At 65.5% G+C, this 23,295-nt stretch carries 18 protein-coding genes, 4 tRNA genes and 1 pseudogene; 3 read left to right on the top strand and 20 right to left on the bottom strand.

Features of this window, described 5'->3' with window-relative positions:
* Positions 1 to 399: 399 nt before the first annotated feature.
* Complete coding sequence (locus KSS95_RS10660) at positions 400 to 1,218, bottom strand: DUF2242 domain-containing protein (protein ID WP_217853616.1); 819 nt, start codon at positions 1,216 to 1,218, stop codon at positions 400 to 402.
* 468 nt (positions 1,219 to 1,686) lie between these two features.
* On the opposite strand from KSS95_RS10660, the pseudogene KSS95_RS24810 reads away from it, so the two are divergent.
* Together KSS95_RS24810 and KSS95_RS24805 are read left to right on the top strand one after the other, a co-directional pair.
* A pseudogene (locus KSS95_RS24810) lies at positions 1,687 to 2,139 on the top strand (HAMP domain-containing protein); the annotation flags it as partial.
* Positions 2,140 to 2,283: 144 nt separating this feature from the next.
* On the top strand, positions 2,284 to 2,997 hold the full coding sequence (locus tag KSS95_RS24805) for a methyl-accepting chemotaxis protein (protein WP_437179607.1): 714 nt from the start codon (positions 2,284 to 2,286) through the stop codon (positions 2,995 to 2,997).
* A 93-nt stretch (positions 2,998 to 3,090) separates the two neighbouring features.
* Here the strand turns inward: KSS95_RS24805 and KSS95_RS10650 are convergent.
* The 19 genes from KSS95_RS10650 to leuC all read right to left on the bottom strand — a co-directional run bounded on the left by KSS95_RS10650 (position 3,091) and on the right by leuC (position 22,264).
* Positions 3,091 to 3,167 (bottom strand) — tRNA-Asp (locus KSS95_RS10650).
* A gap of 150 nt (positions 3,168 to 3,317) precedes the next feature.
* A tRNA-Asp gene (locus KSS95_RS10645) sits at positions 3,318 to 3,394 on the bottom strand.
* A gap of 83 nt (positions 3,395 to 3,477) precedes the next feature.
* Positions 3,478 to 3,554, bottom strand: a tRNA-Asp gene (locus KSS95_RS10640).
* Positions 3,555 to 3,633: 79 nt separating this feature from the next.
* A tRNA-Val gene (locus KSS95_RS10635) sits at positions 3,634 to 3,709 on the bottom strand.
* A 249-nt stretch (positions 3,710 to 3,958) separates the two neighbouring features.
* Complete coding sequence (locus KSS95_RS10630) at positions 3,959 to 4,732, bottom strand: SDR family oxidoreductase (RefSeq protein ID WP_217853614.1); 774 nt, start codon at positions 4,730 to 4,732, stop codon at positions 3,959 to 3,961.
* Positions 4,729 to 5,940 (bottom strand): O-succinylhomoserine sulfhydrylase, encoded by a 1,212-nt coding sequence (locus KSS95_RS10625; RefSeq protein WP_217853613.1) that lies wholly within the window; start codon positions 5,938 to 5,940, stop codon positions 4,729 to 4,731. Before KSS95_RS10625 ends, KSS95_RS10630 begins: the two co-directional genes overlap by 4 nt.
* A 15-nt stretch (positions 5,941 to 5,955) precedes the next feature.
* On the bottom strand, positions 5,956 to 7,461 hold the full coding sequence (purF, locus tag KSS95_RS10620) for an amidophosphoribosyltransferase (RefSeq protein WP_217853612.1): 1,506 nt from the start codon (positions 7,459 to 7,461) through the stop codon (positions 5,956 to 5,958).
* 42 nt (positions 7,462 to 7,503) lie between these two features.
* On the bottom strand, positions 7,504 to 8,058 hold the full coding sequence (locus KSS95_RS10615) for a CvpA family protein (protein WP_217853611.1): 555 nt from the start codon (positions 8,056 to 8,058) through the stop codon (positions 7,504 to 7,506).
* Between the two features lie 264 nt (positions 8,059 to 8,322).
* Positions 8,323 to 8,961, bottom strand: a complete 639-nt coding sequence (locus tag KSS95_RS10610; protein WP_217853610.1) for an SPOR domain-containing protein — start codon at positions 8,959 to 8,961, stop codon at positions 8,323 to 8,325.
* On the bottom strand, positions 8,945 to 10,252 hold the full coding sequence (folC, locus tag KSS95_RS10605) for a bifunctional tetrahydrofolate synthase/dihydrofolate synthase (protein WP_217853609.1): 1,308 nt from the start codon (positions 10,250 to 10,252) through the stop codon (positions 8,945 to 8,947). The genes KSS95_RS10610 and folC overlap by 17 nt, the downstream gene beginning before the upstream one ends.
* The gene (gene accD / locus KSS95_RS10600) at positions 10,252 to 11,145 is read right to left on the bottom strand and encodes an acetyl-CoA carboxylase, carboxyltransferase subunit beta (protein ID WP_134693287.1); all 894 of its coding nucleotides are present in this window, start codon (positions 11,143 to 11,145) and stop codon (positions 10,252 to 10,254) included. Before accD ends, folC begins: the two co-directional genes overlap by 1 nt.
* A 219-nt stretch (positions 11,146 to 11,364) precedes the next feature.
* Complete coding sequence (locus KSS95_RS10595) at positions 11,365 to 11,985, bottom strand: phosphoribosylanthranilate isomerase (RefSeq protein ID WP_217853608.1); 621 nt, start codon at positions 11,983 to 11,985, stop codon at positions 11,365 to 11,367.
* A 60-nt stretch (positions 11,986 to 12,045) separates the two neighbouring features.
* Positions 12,046 to 12,900, bottom strand: coding sequence for a tRNA pseudouridine(38-40) synthase TruA (gene truA, locus KSS95_RS10590; RefSeq protein WP_217853607.1), 855 nt, complete (start codon positions 12,898 to 12,900; stop codon positions 12,046 to 12,048).
* Positions 12,901 to 13,048: 148 nt separating this feature from the next.
* Positions 13,049 to 15,721 (bottom strand): FimV/HubP family polar landmark protein, encoded by a 2,673-nt coding sequence (locus KSS95_RS10585; protein WP_217853606.1) that lies wholly within the window; start codon positions 15,719 to 15,721, stop codon positions 13,049 to 13,051.
* A gap of 71 nt (positions 15,722 to 15,792) precedes the next feature.
* Positions 15,793 to 16,800 (bottom strand): aspartate-semialdehyde dehydrogenase, encoded by a 1,008-nt coding sequence (locus KSS95_RS10580; RefSeq protein ID WP_217853605.1) that lies wholly within the window; start codon positions 16,798 to 16,800, stop codon positions 15,793 to 15,795.
* A 1,018-nt stretch (positions 16,801 to 17,818) separates the two neighbouring features.
* A complete protein-coding gene (gene asd, locus KSS95_RS10575; RefSeq protein ID WP_217853604.1) occupies positions 17,819 to 18,931 on the bottom strand; it encodes an aspartate-semialdehyde dehydrogenase in 1,113 nt (370 codons plus the stop codon).
* Between the two features lie 63 nt (positions 18,932 to 18,994).
* Positions 18,995 to 20,077 carry a 3-isopropylmalate dehydrogenase gene (leuB, locus tag KSS95_RS10570; protein ID WP_217853603.1) on the bottom strand — a complete coding sequence of 361 codons (1,083 nt, stop codon included), beginning with the start codon at positions 20,075 to 20,077 and terminating at the stop codon, positions 18,995 to 18,997.
* A gap of 115 nt (positions 20,078 to 20,192) precedes the next feature.
* The gene (leuD, locus tag KSS95_RS10565; protein WP_217853602.1) at positions 20,193 to 20,834 is read right to left on the bottom strand and encodes a 3-isopropylmalate dehydratase small subunit; all 642 of its coding nucleotides are present in this window, start codon (positions 20,832 to 20,834) and stop codon (positions 20,193 to 20,195) included.
* Positions 20,831 to 22,264 carry a 3-isopropylmalate dehydratase large subunit gene (gene leuC, locus KSS95_RS10560; protein ID WP_217853601.1) on the bottom strand — a complete coding sequence of 478 codons (1,434 nt, stop codon included), beginning with the start codon at positions 22,262 to 22,264 and terminating at the stop codon, positions 20,831 to 20,833. Before leuC ends, leuD begins: the two co-directional genes overlap by 4 nt.
* A gap of 131 nt (positions 22,265 to 22,395) precedes the next feature.
* Between leuC and KSS95_RS10555 the strand changes: the two genes are divergently transcribed.
* The gene (locus KSS95_RS10555) at positions 22,396 to 23,274 is read left to right on the top strand and encodes a LysR family transcriptional regulator (RefSeq protein ID WP_217853600.1); all 879 of its coding nucleotides are present in this window, start codon (positions 22,396 to 22,398) and stop codon (positions 23,272 to 23,274) included.
* The last annotated feature ends 21 nt before the right edge of the window (positions 23,275 to 23,295 follow it).

The raw sequence follows: 23,295 nt of genomic DNA, 5'->3' as shown, positions 1-23,295 counted from the left end.
AAGCCGGCTCCTACAACGTTCGCGACCCGGCTGGCAGCCGTAGGAGCCAGCTTGCTGGCGAACCAGGCGCCGCGGAGGATGGCACCGGCTGCGCCGGTGTTCGCCGGCAAGCCGGCTCCTACAACGTTCGCGACCCGGCTGGCACCCGTAGGAGCCAGCTTGCTGGCGAACCAGGCGCCGCGGAGGATGGCACCGGCTACGCCGGTGTTCGCCGGTAAGCCGGCTCCTACAACGTTCGCGACCCGGCTGGCACCCGTAGGAGCCAGCTTGCTGGCGAACCAGGCGCCGCGGAGGATGGCACCGGCCATGCCGGTGTTCGCCGGCAAAGCCGGCTCCTACAACGGTTACGGCCTGCAATACCTGTAGGAGCCAGCCTTGCTGGCGAACCAGGCAAAGGCGCTACTGTGCGACGGGCACGGGCGCTTCCTGCTGCACCTGGATCGGGGCAGCCTCGATGGGTGGGGCGATGGGTTGCGAACCCTTGCTGTCATCCACCAGCGGCGCGGCAGGCGCCTCGCTGACCGGCACCGGGGCCGGCTCGCTGGGTACAGGTGCTGGCGTGCCCTGGGCCGCAGGCGCCGGCTGCTCGGGCTCCAGGGCACTGGGGGCAGGCTCCGGCAGGCCCAGGTCGGCTGCCGGCTTGTCCACCTTCGGCGCGACAGCCTCGGTTTTTTCCGGCTGCTTGGGCTTAGGCTTGGGCAGGTAGCTTTCCACCAAGGCAAAATAACGGTCATAGAACTGCGTGGCGGTGACCGTCTCGCTGGCGACCTTGACCATCGAGTCATCGGTGGAGCCAATCGGCATCGACACCGAACCCAGCACACCCACGCCCAGACTGGCAGAGGTGTTGGACTTCTTCAACGCGTACCGGTCCTGCAGGGCATTGGCGAACATGGTCGAACGTTGCTTGTCGCCCATGTCCGGCACGCAGGTGATGTTGAAGCTGATCTGCAGGTGGTTTTCCGCGTTCTGCTGGAAGCTCTTGTTGCCGGCGACCTGGTTGGCATCGCTGCTGGTGATGATATAGCCCTGGCTGAGCAAGGCACGACGCGCGGCCTCGCAAGTGCCGGCCTCGCCGGCCGCAAAGGTGCGCGAAAAGGTTCCTGAATCGTCGAAGTTCTCGTGCTCGTACACAGCGGTCTTTTTCGACGAGCAACCGGCCACGCCCGCCAGCACTAGGGCCAGCCCGAGCGCACCGTAGACGGTAGATCTGGACATCGTGGATTCCGGGTAAATCGAAGGGTGCCTATTGTGCAACACATCCATGAGGCACCGAAACCTCGACGGTAAAAGGTTCATGTAAAGCACCCGCTGTTTAGCCCAAGAATGGGACTACATCCACGGGAGATCCTTCCTACTGACTTCCCAAAAACAGCCTAACTGAACAACTGATATTCCACCGTTAGACTCGTGCGCCCCCCCGTATGAACGTTCAAGGAACTCGCGGTGAAAAATCTCTCGGTACGCCTGAAACTACTCCTGAGTCTCACCCCGCTGGTGGTCCTGGTCGCCTTGCTCGCCCTTACCGCCACCCTCAGCCTGGGCAGCCTGACCCACCGCGCCGAACGCCTGGTATCGGTGAACTACATCCTCGATCACCTCAACGATATTCGCGCCGCCCAGCTGGCCTACGCCCTTGACCACGCCCCTGCCGACCTGGCCACCCTGCGCCAGGCCTACCGGCAGATGGACAGGCTGATCGACGAAAACCTGGCGAAAATGCCCAACCCACAGGCCCAGGCCGCCCTGGGCGCCACCCGTACCCTGATGGGCGAATACCTGCAAAACCTTGACCGGCGCCTGCAGGGCGGCACCGAACAACTGGCCGGGGCGGCCGGCAGGCAGCAACTGCAGCAAGTGCTGCTGGCGATAGAGCAGATCAACACCCTGATCACCGAGCAAAACGCGGTCAGCGCCCATGAGTTCAGCCAGCGCCGTGCCCTGATGCTCGGCCTGTTCTGCCTGACGCTGCTGCTGGCATGCCTGGTGGCCTGGTTACTGATCCGGCAGATCTGCACCCCCTTGCTGCAAGCCCTCGACATGGCGCGCCGAATCGGCGAAGGCGACTTGCGCGCCACCAGCCTGCCTGCCCGCCAGGACGAATTCGGCCTGCTGCTGCGCGCGCTGGAGCGCAGTAGCGGCAACCTGCGTGGCATCCTGCAAGGCATTGGCCAGGTCAGCGCCCGGCTGGCCGGCGCTTCCACGGCACTGGCCAGCGTGATCGAGCGCACCAGCCATGGCGCCATCAGCCAGCGCGGCGAAACCCATCAGGTGGCGACCGCCATGAGCCAGATGGCCTGCGCGGTGCAGGAAGTCGCCCAGAACAGCTCACTGGCCAGTGCAGCCACTCGCGAGGCCAGCGACCAGGCCGCGCTGAGCCAGCAGGTAGTGATCGATACCCAACGCCAGGTCATCCAATTGGCCGAGGACATCGACGACAGCACCGAGGCCGTGCAGCAACTGTCGGCCGCCACCGAACAGATCGGCAGCATCATGAGCGTGATCCATTCGGTGGCCGAGCAGACCAACCTGCTGGCGCTCAATGCCGCCATCGAAGCCGCGCGCGCCGGTGAGGCCGGGCGCGGCTTCGCGGTGGTCGCCGACGAGGTGCGCGGCCTGGCCCAGCGCACCCAGCGCTCCACCGCCGAGATCGAGACCCTGGTCGCCACCTTGCAGACCGGTGCCCGTCGCGCCGTCGAACGCATGCATGGCAGCCGCGATGTGGCCGGCGACACCGTGCAGTTGGCCAACCAGGCCGGCGCGGCGCTGCAGGTCATCACCCGCAGCGTCGATGACATCCAGGGCATGAACCAGCAGATTGCCGCCAGCACCGAGCAGCAGAACGCCGTGGTCGAGACCATTCGCGGCAATGTCGACAATGTGCGGGATGTGGCCGAACACTCGCTCGATGCCACCCGGGAAATCGAAACGGCTTCGACCGGGCTCAAGCGTCTGGGCGATGAACTGCAAGGCCTGGTCGGTAACTTCCGCCTGTGAACAGGCGGCGCGGCAAATGCCAGGCACAAAAAAAGCGACCCGCAGGTCGCTTTTTTTGCAGCTTCGAGGTGTTCAAGGGCCTCGAGGCGAAGATGGCGCAGCGGACGGGACTCGAACCCGCGACCCCCGGCGTGACAGGCCGGTATTCTAACCGACTGAACTACCGCTGCGTATCGTTCGGGCTTGCACCCGATTGAAACTGGGATCTGAGCTTTCAAGCGCGGGAGCGCGGGAGCGCGAAAGCCAGGCAACAAAAAAGGCGACTTGTCATCGCCTTTTCTGGTTTGCTACGAGCTGTTCAAGGGGCTCGTGGCAGAAGATGGCGCAGCGGACGGGACTCGAACCCGCGACCCCCGGCGTGACAGGCCGGTATTCTAACCGACTGAACTACCGCTGCGTATCGTTCAGGCTTGCGCCTGATTGAAACTGGGATCTGGCCTTGCGGCCTCAGACCGGTGCAAGCACCCATCTGGAGAAAAATGGCGCGGCGGACGGGACTCGAACCCGCGACCCCCGGCGTGACAGGCCGGTATTCTAACCGACTGAACTACCGCCGCGCAGTGTTGGACTTGCGTCCTGCTCCTCTCTGCCAACGTGCTTCTTTCGAAACCGTTGAACCAGGAACGCCTCAGGAAGTGGTGGGTGATGACGGGATCGAACCGCCGACCCTCTGCTTGTAAGGCAGATGCTCTCCCGGCTGAGCTAATCACCCCCGCGATGTTGCTTGTTGCGTTTGCTTCGCTGAGGCCGCGAAATTTACGCAGGTACCGATGCTAAGTCAATACCCCCATTGAAGTTTTTTTAAAAAAAGGCAAAAAAGCAGCCTGATCGTGGGGCAAGCCCGGCCTCAGAAGCAAACGCTCGCAGCGTGGGAGCGGGCTTGCCCCGCGACAGGGCCGGCACAACCGACAAAAAAAATGGGCCCTCGGCCCATTTCTCTTGCATCTCAATAGGTTACAGCTCAGGTGTAGATCATCTTGCGGGTCATGCCGCCATCGACCACGAACTCCTGGCCAGTGACGAACCCCGCCTGGCGCGACAGCAGCCACGCCACCAGCGCCGCGACATCCTCCACCGTCCCTACCCTGCCCGCCGGATGCTGGGCATGATCGGCTTCGGTCAGCGGTTCGGCACGGCGCTGCGACGGATCACGGGCATCGATCCAGCCGGGGCTGACGGCGTTGACGCGAATCTCCGGCCCCAGGCTCATGGCCAGGGCGTGGGTCAGGGCCACCAGGCCACCCTTGCTTGCCGCATAGGCCTCGGTGTCCGGTTCCGACTGCCGGGCGCGGGTGGACGTCAGGTTGACGATTGCCCCGCCATGGGCACGCAGGTAGGGCGCACAATGCTTGGCCAGCAGCATCGGGCCATTGAGGTTGACCGCCAGCACACGGTTCCACTGCGCCAGCGACAGGCTCTCGAGGGTCTGGTTGTGCGGGTTGGCGATCGCCGCGTTGCACACCAGGGCATCCAGCCGGCCAAACCGGCCCAGCACTTCGGACACCCCGGCACTGACCTGGGCTTCGTCGGCCACGTCCATGCTGATGAACGAGGCATTGTCACCCAGCGCCTTGGCCACCTTGGGCCCACGCTGACGGTCGAGATCGCTGAGGACCACCTGCCAGCCTTCGCAGACCAGCCAGGCGGCGATGCCCAGGCCGATGCCGCGCGCGGCCCCGGTCACCAGGGCTACCCGACCGTTATGGTCCGGCTCGCCACCCTTCCAGTCGATCACAGCGCCGCCAGGCCGCGCGCCAGGTCCGCCTGCAGGTCGGCCACGTCTTCGAGGCCGACCGCCACGCGGACCAGGCTGTCGCGGATACCCGCCGCTTCACGCTCCTGCGGCGTCAGGCGGCCGTGGGAGGTGGTCGCCGGGTGGGCGATGGTGGTCTTGCTGTCGCCCAGGTTGGTGGTGATCGAAATCACCCGGGTGGCGTCGATGAAGCGCCAGGCGCCTTCCTTGCCGCCCTTGACCTCGAAGCTGAGCACCGCGCCGAAGCTGCTCATCTGGCGCTTGGCCAGTTCGTGCTGCGGGTGGCTCGGCAGGCCGGCGTAATGCACTTTTTCCACGCCGTCCTGCTGCTCCAGCCATTGCGCCAGCTGCTGGGCGCTCTCGCAGTGGGCCCGCATGCGCAGCTTGAGCGTCTCCAGGCCCTTGGTGAAGATCCAGGCATTGAACGGGCTGAGGGTCGGCCCGGCGGTGCGCAGGAAGCCCACCACTTCTTTCATCTGCTCGGCACGGCCAGCGACCACACCACCCATGCAGCGGCCCTGGCCGTCGATGAACTTGGTGGCCGAATGGAACACGATGTCGGCGCCGAGCTTGAGCGGCTGCTGCAAGGCCGGGGTACTGAAGCAGTTGTCCACGACCAGCATCGCGCCACGGGCGTGGGCGATCTCGGCCAGGGCGCTGATATCCACCAGCTCGGCCAGCGGGTTGGACGGCGACTCGACGATCAGCAGCTTGGTATTGGCTTTGATGGCCTTTTCCCAGCCGCTCAGGTCGACCAGCGGCACGTAGTCCACCTGCACGCCGAAGCGCTTGAAATACTTTTCGAACAGGCTGATGGTCGAGCCGAATACGCTCTGCGACACCAGCACATGGTCACCAGCACTGCACAGCGACATGACCACGGCGAGGATCGCCGCCATGCCGGTGGAGGTCGCCACGGCCTGTTCGGCGCCTTCCATGGCCGCCAGGCGCTCTTCGAAGGCGCGCACGGTGGGGTTGGTGTAGCGCGAGTAGACGTTGCCCGGCGTTTCGCCGGCAAAGCGCGCGGCGGCGTCGGCGGCCGTGCGGAAGACATAGCTGGAGGTCAGGAACAGCGCTTCGCTGTGCTCGGCCTCCGGTGTGCGGTTCTGACCGGCGCGCACCGCCAGGGTGTCGAAGCCGACACCCTCGAGGTCACTGTCCAGTCGACCGGCATCCCATTGATCGGTCATGCCGTCGCTCCCAAATCAGTTGTTGTACAGGTCGATGATCGCGCTCACGGCCTGGTTCTTCACCTTGGCCAGGTCGTTGCGAGCCTGCTCGATACGCTCGAGGTAGGCTTCGTCGATATCGCCGGTGACGTACTCACCGTTGAACACCGCGCAATCGAAGTTTTCGATCTTGATCTTGCCGCCACCGACCGAGTCGATGAGGTCCGGCAGGTCCTGGTAGACCAGCCAGTCGGCGCCGATCAACTCGGCCACCTGTTCGGTGGTACGGTTGTGGGCGATCAGTTCGTGTGCACTCGGCATGTCGATGCCGTAGACGTTGGGGTAGCGTACCGCAGGGGCCGCGGAGCAGAAGTAGACGTTCTTGGCGCCGGCTTCGCGGGCCATCTGGATGATCTGCTTGCAGGTGGTGCCGCGCACGATGGAGTCGTCCACCAGCATCACGTTCTTGCCGCGGAACTCCAGCTCGATGGCGTTGAGCTTCTGGCGTACCGATTTCTTGCGCGCGGCCTGGCCGGGCATGATGAAGGTACGGCCGATATAGCGGTTCTTGACGAAACCTTCGCGGAACTTCACGCCCAGGTGGTTGGCCAGCTCAAGGGCGGCGGTGCGACTGGTGTCGGGGATCGGGATGACCACGTCGATGTCGTGGTCGGGGCGCTCGCGCTGGATCTTCTCGGCCAGCTTCTCGCCCATGCGCAGGCGCGCCTTGTATACCGAGATGCCGTCGATGATCGAGTCCGGGCGGGCCAGGTAGACGTGCTCGAAGATGCACGGCTGCAGTTTCGGCTGTTGCGCGCACTGCTTGGTGAACAGCTGGCCTTCCTCGGTGATGTAGACCGCCTCGCCCGGCGCCAGGTCGCGGATCAGGGTGAAGCCGAGCACGTCCAGGGCCACGCTTTCCGAGGCGATCATGTACTCGACGCCTTCGTCGGTGTGACGCTGGCCGAACACCACCGGGCGGATACCGTTGGGGTCGCGGAAGCCGACGATGCCGTAGCCGGTGATCATCGCCACCACCGCGTAGCCGCCGACGCAGCGGCTGTGCACGTGGGACACCGCCGCGAACACGTCTTCCTCGGTCGGCTGCAGCTTGCCACGTACCGCCAGCTCATGGGCGAACACGTTCAGCAGCACTTCGGAGTCGGAGTTGGTGTTGACGTGGCGCAGGTCGGACTCGTAGATCTCCTTGGCCAACTGCTCGACGTTGGTCAGGTTGCCGTTGTGCGCCAGGGTGATGCCGTATGGCGAGTTGACATAGAACGGCTGGGCCTCGGCCGAGGTCGAGCTGCCGGCGGTCGGGTAACGCACGTGACCGATGCCGATGCTACCCACCAGGCGCTGCATGTGGCGCTGCTGGAAGACGTCGCGCACCAGGCCGTTATCCTTGCGCAGGAACAACCGGCCGTCGTGGCTGGTCACGATACCGGCAGCGTCCTGGCCGCGGTGCTGGAGCACGGTTAGCGCGTCATACAGCGCCTGATTGACGTTCGACTTACCGACGATACCGACGATGCCACACATGCGACGCAACCCCTACTTTGATGAAACTTGAGTGAAAAGCGCTCAGGGCCGGGTAGGTCCGAGCAGCTGTTCCTTGAACGGAAGGTCAACGGGTGCGCTGACCCCACTGGACATCCACTGGCCGGTGAACCCCAGTATGAGGTTTTTCGACCAGTCGGCTACCAATAGAAATTGTGGTATCAGGCGTGATTCCTGCCACCACGGATCCTGCTGTACCGGCCCCAGGCTCAGCAGCCCGACGGCCACCACCACCAGCAGGGCCCCGCGCGCGGCGCCGAAGGCCATGCCGAGAAAGCGGTCGGTGCCGGACAGCCCGGTCACGCGAATCAGCTCGCCGATAAGGAAGTTGAGCATCGCCCCCACCAGCAAGGTGGCGACGAACAGTATGGCGCAGCCGGCGATGACCCGCGCGGAAGGGGTCTGGATATAGCTTTCCAGGTACTGTGACAGCGACCCGCCGAACATCCAGGCCACCGCGCCGGCGACTATCCAGATGAGCAGGGACAAGGCTTCCTTGACGAAGCCGCGCTTGAGACTGATCAGTGAGGAAACGGCGATGATCGCAATGATCGCCCAATCAACCCAGGTAAATGCCACGGTGCTGCCTGCCGACGTTTGAGGCGGCGCATTTTACCAGAGCAACGGGCTTGGGGTAAGCGGAATGTCAGGAGTTTGAAGGGCTGCAGGCTGACTTCAGGGACAGCTTTATTGGTTTGTGTAGGAGCGGCCTTGCGTCGCGAAAGGGCTGCAAAGCAGCCCCAGCGATTTCTACTTCGACGCTGAGATCCTGGGGCTGCTGCGCAGCCCCTTCGCGACACAAGGTCGCTCCTACAGGGGGACGTGCATGCCCAGAGATGGGCATCAGCCGCGCTCGGGCTGGAAGCGCACCACGAAGCCTTTGAGGTTGTGCTGGCGGTTGATCACGTCACGCAGGCGCTCGGCCTCGGCGCGCTCGATCAGCGGCCCGACGAACACCCGGTTCATGCCATCGGCCGAGCGGATGTAGGCGTTGTAGCCCTGGCTGCGCAGGGTTTTCTGCAAGGTGTCGGCACCGCCGCGGTTGGACAGGCTGGCCAGCTGGATCGACCAGCTCACCGGCAGACCGTTGACGTCGATCTTCGCCGGCACCGTCGGCTTGGCCACCGGCGCGCTGGCTGCCGGAGCCGGCGCAGCCTTGGGCGCAGGCGCCTGGACCTGGGGCTTGGCCGCTGGCGGCAGCGCCGAAGGTGCCGGGGCAATCGGCTGGCTGGGCGTGGCCACTGGCGCGCTGGACTCCTCGACCACCACCGGTTCAGGCAACGGCTGTGGCTCGGGCACCGCCACCGGGTCCACCTGCACCTGCGGCAGGCTCGGCATGGCCGGCGCTTGCGGCGCCTCGACACGCACCTGGCGCATCTCGTCCTCGCGGGTGAACAGCATCGGCAGGAAGATCACCGCCAGCGCCACCAGCACCAGCGCACCGACCATGCGCTGTTTCATCCCTTTATCCAGCACTGCCATCTACTCCATCCTCTGGGACCTGCCGCTCGAGCCAGGCCAAGGCCTCGCCGACGCAGAAAAACGAACCGAACAGCAGGATCTGGTCATCCGCCGTCGCCCGCGCGCACTGCCCCTCGAGGGCGGCAGCGACACTGGCGTAAGACTTCACCGGCGCCCCGAGGTTCGTCAAGGCCTGGGCCAGCTCGGCGGCCGGGCGGGTACGCGGCGTGGCGAGGGGCGTCACCGCCCACTCATCGACCAGGGCATGCAATGGTGCGAGCACGCCTGGCAGGTCCTTGTCGGCGAGCAGGCCGAACACCGCCAGCCGCCGCCCTTGTGCCGGCCGTGCCGCCAGGCGGCGCGCCAGGTACTCGGCTGCGTGGGGGTTGTGACCGACATCCAGCATCAGCTCGATACGCCTGCCCTTGAAGCTCAGCGTACGCCGGTCGAGACGCCCGGTGATCCGCGCCGCCTGCAACGCCTGGCGCACCTGCGCCTCGTCCCAAGGCAGGCCCATGAGCAGGAAGGCTTGCAGCGCCAGACTGGCGTTCTCCATCGGCAGGTCGAGCAACGGCAGGTCGCGCAACTGAACCGTCGCGCCGTCGAGCTGGCTACCATGCCATTGCCAGTGCTCGCCATTCACGGCCAGATCGAAATCGCGGCCACGCAGGAAGAACCGGCAACCGAGCTCGCGCACCTTGTCCAGCAAGGGTTGCGGCGGATCCAGGTCGCCACACAGGGCCGGCTTGCCGGCACGGAAGATCCCGGCCTTCTCGAACGCCACCGATTCACGGGTGTCGCCCAGGTAATCGGTGTGATCGACGCCGATGCTGGTGACCAGCGAAATATCGGCATCCACCAGGTTGACCGCATCCAGCCGGCCACCCAGGCCGACCTCGAGCACCACGGCATCCAGCGCCGCCTGCCTGAACAGCCAGAACGCCGCCAGGGTGCCCATTTCAAAATAAGTCAGCGAAATCTCGCCCCGCGCCGCCTCGACGGCGGCGAAGGCCTGGCACAGTTGCTCATCGCTGGCCTCGGCGCCATCGAGCAGTACCCGCTCGTTGTAGCGCAGCAGGTGCGGCGAGCTGTAGACCCCGACCTTGAGCCCCTGGGCACGCAACAACGCGGCGACGAAGGCACAGGTCGAGCCCTTGCCGTTGGTGCCGGTCACCGTCACCACGCGCGGCGCCAGCTTGCCCAGGCCCAGGCGCGCCAGCACCTGTTGCGAACGCTCCAGGCCCATGTCGATGGCCGAGGGGTGCAGCTGCTCGAGGTAGGCGAGCCAGTCGCCCAAGGTGCGCTGGTTCATCACGCGACCGCGGCGACCTCTTTGGCCGCTTCCGGGGTGGCCTGGCCGGTCATTTGCGCCAGCAGGCGAGCCAGGCGCGGACGCAGCTCTTCACGGGAGATGATCAGGTCGATGGCGCCGTGTTCCAGCAGGAACTCGCTGCGCTGGAAGCCTTCCGGCAGTTTTTCGCGCACGGTCTGCTCGATCACCCGCGGGCCGGCGAAGCCGATCAGCGCCTTGGGTTCGCCGACGATCACGTCGCCGAGCATCGCCAGGCTGGCGGACACACCGCCGTAGACCGGGTCGGTCAGCACCGAGATGAACGGAATGCCTTCTTCGCGCAGGCGCGCCAGCACCGCGGAGGTCTTGGCCATCTGCATCAGCGAGATCAGCGCTTCCTGCATGCGCGCGCCACCGGAGGCGGAGAAGCAGACCATCGGGCAACGGTGTTCCAGCGCATAGTTGGCCGCACGCACGAAGCGCTCACCGACGATGGCGCCCATGGAGCCGCCCATGAAGGAGAACTCGAAGGCACTGACCACGATCGGCATGCCCATCAGGGTACCGCTCATGGAGATCAGCGCGTCTTTCTCGCCGGTCTGCTTCTGCGCGGCGGTCAGGCGGTCCTTGTACTTCTTGCCGTCACGGAACTTCAGGCGATCGACCGGTTCCAGGTCGGCACCCAGTTCGGCGCGGCCTTCGGCATCGAGGAAGATGTCGATACGCGCACGTGCGCCGATGCGCATGTGGTGGTTGCACTTGGGGCAGACGTCGAGGGTCTTTTCCAGCTCCGGACGATACAGCACGGCCTCGCAGGACGGGCACTTGTGCCACAGCCCTTCCGGCACCGAGCTCTTCTTCACCTCGGAACGCATGATCGAAGGGATCAGTTTGTCTACCAACCAGTTGCTCATGCTTGCTTTCTCCAGTATTGGCCGGGGGACCCTGACGGCCCTGCCCTGCCCTTGAGCTCAAATTCTTGTGTAAAGCGACGATGGGCCGGCCATGGCCTGGCCATGCACCGCCCCATCTTCAATTTTTCTCCCGGCCTGCCCCGCGCACTGGCGCGGCCTGGCAGCACCGGGCTGCGAAAGCTATGGACGATGGCGCGCGGCCAGCCGTCACATCCGCGTTCACGCCTGCTTCACCGCCTGCATGAAGGCCTCGATCTTCGCCGCGTCCTTGATGCCCTTGGCCTGCTCCACGCCGCCACTGACATCCACCGCGTAGGGGCGCACCTGGCGAATGGCCTGGGCGACATTGCTGGGCGACAGGCCGCCCGCCAGGATGATCGGCTTGCTCAGCGTCGCAGGGATCAATGACCAGTCGAAGGCCTCGCCGGTTCCACCCGGCACCCCTGGCACATAGGCGTCCAGCAGCATGCCGCAGGCGCCTGCGTAGTGCTGGCAGGCCGCCTCCAGGTCATCGCCGGGGCGCACGCGCAGGGCCTTGATCCAGGGCCGGTGATAACCCTCGCAGTCGGCCGGGCTTTCATCGCCGTGGAACTGTAGCAGGTCCAACGGAACCACTTCGAGGATCTCGCTGAGCTCGCAACGCGAGGCGTTGACGAACAAGCCCACGGTGGTCACGAACGGCGGCAGCGCTGCGATGATCGCCCGCGCCTGGCGCACGTCCACCGCCCGCGGGCTTTGCGCATAGAAGACGAAACCGAGGGCGTCGGCGCCGGCCTCGACCGCGGCCAGGGCATCCTCGATGCGGGTAATCCCGCAGATCTTGCTGCGAACGTTGCTCATGGGCGGCGAACCTTGGGTGATCGGTGAAAGCGTCGATGGTAGCAAATGCGCCTTGCCCCGTCAGTGCGCCAGCGCCTCGTAGCCGGTAAGAAAGTGTGGGCCGATGTAACGCTGCGGCAAGGCGTACTCCTCGGGGTACTCCACCTGTACCAGGTACAGGCCGTAGGGGTGCGCGGTGACCCCGCCCGCGCGGCGGTTGCGCCCCTCGAGCACTTCGCGGGCCCACTGCACCGGTCGCTCGCCGGCACCGATGGTCATCAGCACGCCGGCGATGTTGCGCACCATGTGGTGCAGGAAGGCCGTGGCTCGCACGTCGAGCACGATCATCTGACCATGGCGGGAGACGCGCAGGTGGTGGATATGCTTGATCGGCGACTTGGCCTGGCACTGGCTGGCGCGGAACGCGCTGAAATCGTGAGTGCCCAGCAGGTACTGCGCCGCCAGGGCCATGCGCTCGACGTCCAGTGGCCGGTGGTTCCAGGTCACCTCCTCGGCCAGGTGCGCCGGGCGGATCGGATCGTTGTAGATCACGTAGCGGTAGCGCCGCGCGCAGGCCTTGAAGCGGGCATGGAAATGCGCCGGCATGGGCGTGGCCCAGACCACGCTGATGTCGTGGGGCAGGTTGAAGTTGGTGCCCAGGGTCCAGGCGCGCTCGTCGCGCACCGCGCGGGTGTCGAAATGCACGATCTGCCCGCAGCCATGCACCCCGGCATCGGTGCGCCCGGCGCAGATCACGCTGATCGGCTCGTCGGCGACCTTCGACAGGGCCTGCTCCAGGGCCTGCTGGACGCTCGGCACGCCGCTGGCCTGGCGCTGCCAGCCGCGGTAGCGCGAGCCTTTGTATTCCACGCCCAGGGCGATGCGGGTGTAGCCTTCGGCCGCCGATTCGGCGGCGGCGGTGTCGATGATGTCCAAGCGCGGGCAACCTGATGATGAAACCAAAGGCGCGCAGTATAACGGCAAACCGTGCCGGGGCCGAAACGATCGCGGGGCAAGCCCGCCCCCACAAGCGCTTCGATGACCTGTGGCGGCGGGCTTGCCCCGCGCGTTTGAACGTTGGCCTTCAGACCAGTCGGGAGAGCATCTCGTTGGCCTCCTGGCGTTGGCTGTCGTCACCGTCCTTGACCACCTCGTCGAGAATGTCGCGGGCGCCCTGGTGGTCGCCCATGTCGATATAGGCGCGAGCCAGGTCGAGCTTGGTGGCCACTTCATCGCTGCCGGAGAAGAAGTCGAAGTCCAGGTCGTCCAGCGGCTCGGGCTCCAGCGCGGCGTCTTCGGCGGTGAAGGTCGGCGCTGCCGGCGCAGGCGCCTCGAGGTTCTGCGACAGCTTGTCCAGCTCGGCGTTGACGTCGTCCAGTTCGGAGGCGAAGTTCTTCGCCGCTGGCGAATCGTCCTCCAGCGACAGCGACAAGTCGAAGTCGTCGGGCAGCTCCAACTCGGAAATCGGGTCGAACTCGGGCATCGACTCGAACGCCGCCAGTTCCGCGGCCACGTCAACCGGGGCTTCCTCGGCACTGGCCGGTGCCTGCGGCTCGCCGACATCCAGGTCGAAATCGGCCAGGTCGTCGACGTTCTGCGGCGTGGCCTGGGCCTGGGCAAGCAGCGCCTCGAAATCGTCGTCGGCGTCGGTGGCCGCGGCGACCGGAGCCGGCGCTGCCTCTTCCACCACAGGCGCCGTGGTCGGGGCGATGTCTTCCAGGCCCGACAGATCGAGCGCATCCGCCACCGACAGGTCATCCACCGGCAGGTCGTCATCCAGGCTCAGGTCGAAGGCGCTGTCCAGGTCGGCCTCTTCGATGGCTGGCGCCAGGGCAACTTCAGGCTCGGGCGCGACCACCGGCTCAGGCTCGACCGGCGCTGCGGGCTCGGGCTCGGCCGCAACGACGGCCGGCTCCTGCTCCTGCAGCAGTTCCTGGACGTATTGCTCGTCCATCTCCGCCGCCAAGGCCGCGGCGCCAGCGGCAACGGCGGCGACACCGAGCATGGCCGGGAAGCGTTCCTTGAGCGCGGCGACCTCGGCCTGATTCTGCTCGTTGTCCTGCAGCTTGCGCTCCTGGCCGGCGAAGGCGTCCTGGTCGCCTTGGCGGGCGTAGACTTCCATCAGCTTCAGGCGCAGGTCACTGCGCTGCGGGTCGGAGGCCACGGCGGCCTCCAGCAGATCGGCGGCGTGGTTGAGGCGGCCGCGGGCCAGGCTTTCGTCCACCTCGGCAAGCAGCGCCGCGCGCGGGTCGACCGCTGGCGCCGGCGCTTCGGCAGGTGCTGGCGCCGCAGGCTTCTCGGCGGCGGCGGCGGCGGCTGCCGACGCGGCGACCACGGCCGGCGCCAAGGTCACGCTCGGCGCCGACACGTCCAGGCCTTCGAAGCTGCTCGGTGGCAGGTCCAGGTCGGGGCTACGCTCACCCTCCTCGGCCAGCGCCCGCGCCATGCGCAGGTGCTTCTCGGCCTCCTGCTGGGCCTTGCGCTTGCGCGCCAGGAGCAACAGCAACAGCAACAGGACCAGGAACGCGGAACCGGCGATCAACCCCAGCAGCAGCGGGTTGCCCAGCAGTTCGTCGAGCACGCTCGGCGCGTCAGCGGCCGGCACCTGGGCCGCGACATCCTGTGGCGCGGTGTCGGCGGCGGCCGGTGCCGGGCTGACCACCGGCTCTGCCGGCGTCAGCTGGGCATTGACCGCCGGCTGCGCCGGAGCAGGTTCGCCCGGCAGGGCCGCGGGCGCCGTTGGCGCAGGCGCCGCGCCCTGGGCTTCGAGGCGCGCCAGTTGGTCATTCTTCAGTTCGATCAGACGCTGCAGCTTGTCCAGCTGGCTCTGCAGGTCGGACATGCGGCTCTTCAGTTCGTCGTTGTCGCGACGGCTGGTGTCGAGGCTTTCCTGGGCCACGGCGAGCTTGTCGCTGAGCGCCTTGGCCTCCCCCGCTGCCGCCTTGCCGCCGGGCGCCACCAGGCGCAGGTTGTCACCCTGGGCGATGCGCGCCGGCGCGGCGCCGGCCTCGCCACGGCGGGTGGCGTCCAGCTGCCGGGCACGCGGGCCGAGGCGACGACCCTCGCGCCAGGCGGCGTATTGCTCGGCCACCTCACGGTTGGCTTCGGCCTGGGGAATGCTCTGCACCTGCTGTTGATCAGGCAGGCGCAATACCTGCCCGGTCTTGAGCTGGTTGATGTTGTTGCCGATGAAGGCATCCGGATTCAGCGCCTGGATCGCCAGCATGGTCTGTTGGATCGAGCCGCCGTTGCTGTTGCGCGCGGCGATCTGCCAGAGGGTGTCACGGCGCTTGGTGGTGTAGCTGCCGGTGCTCACTGGCGGATTGACATTGGCCTGGGCGGCCTCGCTGCCCTGGGCCTTGGCCTGGTCGAGCAGCACGCTGTAGTCGCGCAGCAGGCGGCCCTGGGGCCACATGACCTGGACCAGGAACTTGACCACCGGCTCCGGCAACGCCTTGCTGGAGGTGACCCGCAGCACGCTGCGCCCGTTGGGGTTGATCACCGGGGTGAAGGTGAGGTCTTCGAGGTAAGGCGGGAAGGCCACCCCGGCCTTGGCGAACTCTTCGGGCGGCGCCAGGCTGGGGGCCATCTGCGCCGCGGTGAGGTCGCGCACGTCGAGCAGTTCGATCTCGGCATCCAGCGGCTGGTTCTGCGCCGACTTCAGGGTCAGCTCCCCCAACCCCAGAGCGTTCGCCACGCCGGACGACAGCGCCGAGGCTGCCGCGATGGCCAGAACCAGTTTGCGAATTCGAAGCATGAACTCTTCCCTTGTAAGAACCGTCCCAAAAACCCTGTTGCGGTGCAGGACAAAATAGCTCGCAGTATCTTTTACGCCATGTGTTTTATCAACAATTGCGCGGTCTGCACGGCGTTGAGCGCCGCGCCCTTGCGCACATTGTCGGTGGTCAGCCAGAGATTGAGCTGCTGGTCTTCATCGACACCATGGCGTACACGTCCAACATAGACCACGTCCTGGCCCACCGCGTCACCCACAGGCGTCGGATAATCGCCGGGCTCGACCAGTTCGATGCTGTCGGCGGCCTCCAACGCGGCGTTGACGGCTGCCAGCTCGACCGGACGACGGCTCTGCACCGCCACACTGAAGCTATCGCCGAAAAACACCGGGACTTGAATGCAGGTCACGGAAATCTTCAGTTGCGGCAGGTCGAGCAACTGGCGCAACTCGCCGACCAGCCGGCGCTCCACCGCCGTGTGGCCCTGCTCGTCGGGCGTACCGACCTGGGGCAACAGGTTGAAGGCGACCTGGCGATCGAAGAAGCGCGGCTCCAGGGGACGGGCGTTGAGCAGTTCGGCGGTCTGGCGGGCGAGTTCGCTGACGGCTTCCCTGCCCTGCTCTGAAACAGCCAGGCAGGCATTGACCTGCACGCGCTCGATGTCGAGCAGGCCCTTGAGCGGTGCCAACGCCACCGCCAGGGCCACCGCGCCGGCGCTTGGGCTGGTGATCAGCGCGGGCCGTGGCAGTTCGCTGATGCGCTTGCCATTGGCTTCCGGGACCAGCGCGGTAGCACCGTCCAGTGCGCCGGACAGGTCGATGATCGAACAGCCGGCAGCGCTGGCCTTGGGCGCGAAGCTGCGGGTGACGGCGGGGCCGGCGGCGAAGAACACCAATTGCACCTGGGCGAAGTCGAAGCTGTCCACTTCGCGGACCTTCAGCTTCTTGCCGGCGAACATCACGCTGCTGCCTGCCGACTCCATGCTGGCCAGCAGGTGCAGGGTGGCTACCGGGAAGGCCAGTTCCTCGAGGATCTGCACGAGGGACTCACCGACAGTGCCGGTGGCGCCGACTACGGCGATGTCTAGGGCGGTGCGGGTCATGGGATCGGTTCCTTCTGCGGGGGTACGGCGGGGAGCGGCACTTTACTTGGATTGTGGGGTGGGAGATAGGTTTGGGTTCAGGTTCAGGTTCAGGTTCAGGTTCAGGTTCAAGGCGATTGTTTTGGCATTTGTATGCGCATTCATTTGCGATGTCGACTTACAGTCACCCTTCCGCCTTTACGGCGGCCCACTTTTGTCTTGGCAAAAGTGGGCAAAACCGTTCGGCTCCGTTCATCCGGCCCCTACGCTGCGCTCCGGGGTTCCCTCGCTCCGTTCTTGCTCCCGTGGGTACCGCGCTGTACGCCCCATCCTGGGGCGCAGCGCTCGACGGCCATCCATGGCCGTCGCCCCACTACGCAAGAACTCCACTCGGCCTCCTGAAGTCGCAATTGGCGGCGCCTGGACTATCGCGCGCTTAGAAGCAAGAGCAAGAGCAAGAGCAAGAGCAAGAGCAAGAGCAGAATTTGTAAATTGATTTCTGACAGTTATTTACATATTGGCTGCTCTGGCCCTTTCGCGGGCAAGCCCGCTCCCACAGGGTTATGCATATATTCAACTTCCACCACGTGCCCGCGAAGAGGCCCTGGAGATCACAGACATGCGACTAGCGACAGCTGCGCCAGCCCAGGCGCCGCCCCTAACTTCGCGACTTCAGGAGGCCGAACGCAGGCCTTGCGAAGGGAGGTGACGGGCATGGATGCCCGTCAAGCGCTGCGCCCCAGGATGGGGCGTACAGCGCGGTCCTCCCGGGAGCAAGGCCGGAGTGAGGGAACCCGAAGCGAAGCGTAGGGCCGGATGAATGGAGCGCAGCGGCTTTGGTTACTTTGGCCAAGACCAAAGTAACCCGCCGTAAGGGCGGAAAGGTGACTATGCGTCGACATCGCCAATGAATGCGAATAAAAACATCAAAACGAACAACGAACAACGAACAACGAACAACGAATCTGACACCCATAAAAAAACCCGCATCACTCTCGCAATACGGGTTATTCAAAATCCCAACTCAAACCAGCCCAGATCACCGCTCCAGCAAAATCCGCAGCATGCGCCGCAGCGGCTCGGCAGCGCCCCACAGCAGCTGGTCGCCAACGGTGAAGGCTCCGAGATACTGCGACCCCATGTTCAGCTTGCGCAACCGCCCGACCGGCACGTTCAGGGTACCGGTCACCTTGGTCGGGCTCAGCTCCTGCATGCTGATCTCACGCTGGTTCGGCACCAACTTCACCCAAGGGTTGTGCTGGCTGATCATGCCCTCGATATCCGCCAGCGGCACATCCTTGTTCAGCTTGATGGTCAGCGCCTGGCTGTGGCAACGCATGGCGCCGATACGCACGCAGATGCCATCCACCGGCACTGGGTTCTTGAAGCGACCGAGGATCTTGTTGGTCTCGGCCTGGGCCTTCCACTCTTCGCGGCTCTGCCCGTTCGGCAGCTCCTTGTCGATCCACGGAATCAGGCTGCCGGCCAGCGGCACGCCGAAGTTTTCGGTCGGGAACCCTTCGCCACGCATGGCCTCGGCAACCTTGCGGTCGATATCGAGGATGGCGCTGGCCGGATTGGCCAGGTCATCGGCGACAGCGGCATTGATACCGCCCATCTGGCGGATAAGCTCACGCATGTTCTGCGCCCCGGCACCGGAGGCCGCCTGGTAGGTCATGGCGCTCATCCACTCGACCAGGCCGGCTTCGAACAGGCCGCCCAGGCCCATCAGCATCAGGCTGACCGTGCAGTTGCCGCCAATGTAGTTCTTGGTGCCCGCATCCAGCTGCTGGTCGATGACCTTGCGGTTGACCGGGTCGAGGATGATCACCGCGTCATCCTGCATGCGCAGGGACGAAGCGGCGTCGATCCAGTAGCCCTGCCAGCCGGCCTCGCGCAGCTTGGGGAACACTTCGTTGGTGTAGTCGCCGCCCTGGCAGGTCAGGATCACGTCGAGGGTCTTGAGCTCGTCGATGCTGTAGGCGTCCTTGAGCGGGCCAGTATCCTTGCCCACGTTCGGGCCTTGGCCACCGACGTTGGAGGTGGTGAAGAACACCGGCTCGATCAGGTCGAAGTCCTGCTCTTCGAGCATCCGCTGCATGAGCACGGAACCGACCATTCCACGCCAACCGATCAGACCTACACGTTTCATCGCAACTACACCTTTGCTAAAAGTGGGCCGCCACCGGGAGTTTTTGGTAGCGGGCCAGAGAGATTACAGATTCCGCAGCGCTGCGACTACTGCGTCGCCCATTTCCTGCGTACCCACCTTGCGGCAACCCTCGGAGAAGATGTCGCCGGTGCGCAGGCCCTGGTCCAGCACGCGGCTCACGGCCTGCTCGATCGCCTCGGCGGCGGCCGTCTGGCTGAAGCTGTAGCGCAGCATCATCGACACCGAGAGGATGGTCGCCAGCGGGTTGGCGATACCTTGCCCGGCGATGTCCGGCGCCGAACCGTGGCACGGCTCGTACATGCCCTTGTTGTCGGCATCCAGCGACGCCGACGGCAGCATGCCGATGGAACCGGTGAGCATGGAAGCCTCATCCGACAGGATGTCGCCGAACATGTTGTCGGTGACCATCACGTCGAACTGCTTGGGCGCGCGCACCAGCTGCATGGCGGCGTTGTCCACGTACATGTGGCTCAGCTCGACGTCCGGGTAGTCCTTGGCCACGTCCTCGACCACTTCGCGCCACAACTGGCTGGAAGCCAGCACGTTGGCCTTGTCCACCGAGCACAGCTTCTTGCCGCGCACGCGGGCCATGTCGAAACCGACACGGGCGATGCGGCGCACTTCGCTCTCGCTGTACGGCAGGGTGTCATAGGCCTGGCGCTCGCCGCCTTGCAACTCGCGCTGGCCGCGTGGCGCGCCGAAGTAGATGCCGCCGGTCAGCTCGCGGACGATGAGGATGTCCAGGCCGGAGACGATCTCGGGCTTGAGCGACGAGGCGTCGGCCAGCTGCGGATAGAGGATGGCCGGGCGCAGGTTGGCGAACAGGCCCAGTTGCGAGCGGATCTTCAGCAAGCCGCGCTCAGGGCGGATGTCACGCTCGATCTTGTCCCACTTCGGCCCGCCCACCGCACCGAGCAGCACCGCGTCGGCCTGGCGCGCGCGTTCCAGGGTCTCGTCGGCCAGCGGCACGCCGTGCTTGTCGATGGCCGCGCCACCGATCACGTCATGGGCCAGGGTGAAGCCGAGCTGGAACTTGTCGTTGGCCAGCTCCAGCACCTTGACCGCCTCGGCCATGATTTCCGGGCCGATGCCATCACCTGGGAGAATCAGAATCTGCTTGCTCATGCGTTCCTCTATCCAATCAAGCGGCGCGCCTCGCGGGCGCGCCGGAAAAACTCAGTGTCCAATGGGCCTCATCGCAGGGCAAGCCCGCTCCCACGCGTCGTGCCGAGGCCGTCGATCAATCGCGGAACAACCAGGGCTGGCTGGCGCGGTGCTTGCCCTCGAACGCCTTGATCGCCTCGCTGTCCTGCAAGGTCAGGCCGATATCGTCCAGGCCATTGAGCAGGCAATGCTTGCGGAAGGCGTCGATCTCGAACTTCAGTACCTTGCCGTCCGGGCGGGTCACCGCCTGGGCCTCGAGGTCGATGGTCAGCTGGTAACCCGGGTTGGCCTCGACCTGCTTGAACAGCTCGTCGACTTCAGCGGCGTCGAGGATGATCGGCAACAGGCCGTTCTTGAAGCTGTTGTTGAAGAAGATGTCGGCGAAGCTTGGCGCAATCACGCTGCGAAAACCGTACTCGTCCAGCGCCCACGGGGCATGCTCGCGGCTCGAGCCGCAACCGAAGTTCTCCCGCGCCAGCAACACGCTGGCGCCCTGGTAACGCGCATGGTTGAGCACGAATTCCTGGTTCAGCGGGCGCTTGCTGTTGTCCTGGTAGGGCTGGCCCACGTCCAGGTAGCGCCATTCGTCGAACAGGTTGGGGCCGAAGCCGGTGCGCTTGATCGACTTGAGGAACTGCTTGGGGATGATCTGGTCGGTGTCGACGTTGGCGCGATCCAACGGCGCGACCAAGCCGGTGTGCTGGGTAAAGGCTTTCATGCTGCGCTCCCTTGGATCAACTCGCGGACGTCGATGAAGTGGCCGGTCACCGCGGCGGCGGCAGCCATGGCCGGGCTGACCAGGTGGGTACGCCCGCCAGCGCCCTGGCGGCCCTCGAAGTTGCGGTTGGAGGTAGACGCGCAGTGCTCGCCGCTCTCCAGGCGGTCCGGGTTCATCGCCAGGCACATCGAGCAGCCTGGTTCACGCCATTCGAAGCCCGCCGCAAGGAAGATCTTGTCCAACCCCTCGCGCTCGGCCTGGGCCTTGACCAGGCCCGAGCCCGGCACCACGATGGCTTGCTTGACACTGGCGGCAACCTTGCGCCCCTTGGCGATCTCGGCGGCGGCGCGCAGGTCTTCGATACGCGAGTTGGTGCACGAACCGATGAACACGCGGTCGAGCTTGATGTCGGTGATCGCCTGGTTGGCGCTCAGGCCCATGTACTTCAACGCCCGCTCGATCGAGCCACGCTTGATCAGGTCGGCCTCGGCAGCCGGGTCCGGCACACGCTGGTCCACCGCCAGCACCATCTCGGGCGAGGTGCCCCAGCTGACTTGCGGCTTGATCTGCGCGGCATCCAGCTCGACCACGGTGTCGAACACCGCATCGGCGTCGGACACCAGGTCCTTCCAGGCCTCTACCGCACGCGTCCACTGCTCGCCCTTGGGCGCATAGGGACGCCCCTCGACATAGGCAACGGTGGTCGCATCGGTAGCCACCAGGCCGACGCGGGCACCGGCTTCGATGGACATGTTGCAGATGGTCATGCGGCCTTCCATCGACAGCTCGCGAATGGCACTGCCGGCAAACTCCATGGCATGGCCGTTGCCACCGGCGGTGCCGATCTTGCCGATCACGGCGAGGACGATGTCCTTGGCGGTGACGCCCTCGGGCAACTGGCCTTCGACGCGCACCAGCATGTTCTTCATCTTCTTGGCCACCAGGCACTGGGTGGCGAGCACGTGCTCGACCTCGGAGGTGCCGATGCCATGGGCCAGGGCGCCGAACGCGCCGTGGGTGGAGGTGTGCGAGTCGCCGCAGACCACGGTCATGCCCGGCAAGGTGGCACCCTGCTCCGGGCTGATGACATGGACGATGCCCTGGCGCTCGTCATTCATCTTGAATTCGACGATGCCATATTCGTCACAGTTCTCGTCGAGGGTCTGCACCTGGAGGCGCGACACCTGGTCGGCGATGGCCTCGATGCCGCCCTTGCGCTCTGGCGTGGTCGGCACGTTGTGGTCGGGGGTGGCGATGTTGGCATCGATGCGCCAAGGCTTGCGCCCGGCCAGACGCAGGCCTTCGAACGCCTGGGGCGAGGTCACTTCGTGGATGATGTGGCGATCGATGTAGATCAAGGAAGAGCCGTCATCGCGGCGCTTGACCTCATGAGCTTCCCAGAGTTTGTCGTAGAGCGTTTTGCCAGCCATCAGACTGTTCCTCATCAGCGTCTTTCTATGCCAAAGACCCCTTGGCTTGTACGGACGATGCTATGGCGATAGATTGAATAACTCAAATTCATAATTTTCATGCTTTGCATAACCATCAGGAATTCAAATAGATGGACCTGGCCAACCTCAGCGCCTTCATCGCCATCGCCGAAACCGGCAGTTTCTCTGGCGCCGGCGAACGCCTGCACCTGACCCAGCCGGCCATCAGCAAGCGCATCGCCGGCCTCGAACAGCAGCTGGACGTGCGTCTGTTCGACCGCCTCGGCCGCGAGGTGACCCTGACCGAGGCCGGCCGTGCCCTGCTGCCCCGCGCCTACCAGATCCTCAATGTGCTCGATGATACGCGCCGCGCGCTGACCAACCTCAGCGGGGCGGTGAGCGGTCGCCTGACCCTGGCCACCAGCCACCATATCGGCCTGCATCGCCTGCCGCCGCTGCTGCGCGCCTTTACCCGCCAGTACCCGGCGGTGGCGCTGGACATCGAGTTCCTCGATTCCGAGGCGGCCTACGACGAAGTGCTGCACGGCCGCGCCGAGATTGCCGTGATCACCCTGGCGCCCGAGCCACACCACCTGGTGCGCGCCGTACCGGTGTGGGCCGACGCCCTGGACTTCGTCGCCTCGCCGGAACACCCGCTGGCCCGCGACGGCACCGTGAGCCTGGCCGATGTGGCCCGCCATCCGGCGGTGTTCCCCGGCGGCAACACCTTCACCCACCATATCGTCCAGCGCTTGTTCGAAAGCCAGGGCCTGGCGCCGAACATCGCCATGAGCACCAACTACCTGGAAACCATCAAGATGATGGTGTCCATCGGCCTGGCCTGGAGCGTGCTGCCGCGCACCATGCTCGACGAGCAGGTGGCGCCCATCGCCCTGCCGGGCATACAGCTGTCGCGCCAGCTAGGCTACATTCTGCACACGGAGCGTACGCTGTCGAACGCGGCCAGGGCCTTCATGGCGCTGCTCGACAGCCACGCAGGGTCCGCCTGACCGGTCGTCAGCGCTACAGGG

This window comes from Pseudomonas muyukensis (assembly GCF_019139535.1).
GTDB lineage: Bacteria > Pseudomonadota > Gammaproteobacteria > Pseudomonadales > Pseudomonadaceae > Aquipseudomonas > Aquipseudomonas muyukensis.
Note: the sequence above shows the minus strand (reverse complement) of the source record. Positions and strands in the feature narration are given on the sequence as shown.

Excerpts from the sequence above, each read along its gene's own strand:
- KSS95_RS10585 (WP_217853606.1), bottom strand. The coding sequence starts at position 15,721 with ATGCTTCGAATTCGCAAACTGGTTCTGGCCATCGCGGCAGCCTCGGCG.
- folC (WP_217853609.1), bottom strand. The coding sequence starts at position 10,252 with ATGAACCAGCGCACCTTGGGCGACTGGCTCGCCTACCTCGAGCAGCTG.
- purF (WP_217853612.1), bottom strand. The coding sequence starts at position 7,461 with ATGTGTGGCATCGTCGGTATCGTCGGTAAGTCGAACGTCAATCAGGCG.
- leuD (WP_217853602.1), bottom strand. The coding sequence starts at position 20,834 with ATGAAAGCCTTTACCCAGCACACCGGCTTGGTCGCGCCGTTGGATCGC.
- asd (WP_217853604.1), bottom strand. The coding sequence starts at position 18,931 with ATGAAACGTGTAGGTCTGATCGGTTGGCGTGGAATGGTCGGTTCCGTG.
- KSS95_RS10625 (WP_217853613.1), bottom strand. The coding sequence starts at position 5,940 with ATGACCGATCAATGGGATGCCGGTCGACTGGACAGTGACCTCGAGGGT.
- KSS95_RS10555 (WP_217853600.1), top strand. The coding sequence starts at position 22,396 with ATGGACCTGGCCAACCTCAGCGCCTTCATCGCCATCGCCGAAACCGGC.
- KSS95_RS10610 (WP_217853610.1), bottom strand. The coding sequence starts at position 8,961 with ATGGCAGTGCTGGATAAAGGGATGAAACAGCGCATGGTCGGTGCGCTG.
- KSS95_RS10660 (WP_217853616.1), bottom strand. The coding sequence starts at position 1,218 with ATGTCCAGATCTACCGTCTACGGTGCGCTCGGGCTGGCCCTAGTGCTG.
- leuC (WP_217853601.1), bottom strand. The coding sequence starts at position 22,264 with ATGGCTGGCAAAACGCTCTACGACAAACTCTGGGAAGCTCATGAGGTC.
- accD (WP_134693287.1), bottom strand. The coding sequence starts at position 11,145 with ATGAGCAACTGGTTGGTAGACAAACTGATCCCTTCGATCATGCGTTCC.
- KSS95_RS10595 (WP_217853608.1), bottom strand. The coding sequence starts at position 11,985 with ATGAGCAACGTTCGCAGCAAGATCTGCGGGATTACCCGCATCGAGGAT.
- KSS95_RS10580 (WP_217853605.1), bottom strand. The coding sequence starts at position 16,800 with ATGACCCGCACCGCCCTAGACATCGCCGTAGTCGGCGCCACCGGCACT.
- KSS95_RS24805 (WP_437179607.1), top strand. The coding sequence starts at position 2,284 with ATGAGCCAGATGGCCTGCGCGGTGCAGGAAGTCGCCCAGAACAGCTCA.
- leuB (WP_217853603.1), bottom strand. The coding sequence starts at position 20,077 with ATGAGCAAGCAGATTCTGATTCTCCCAGGTGATGGCATCGGCCCGGAA.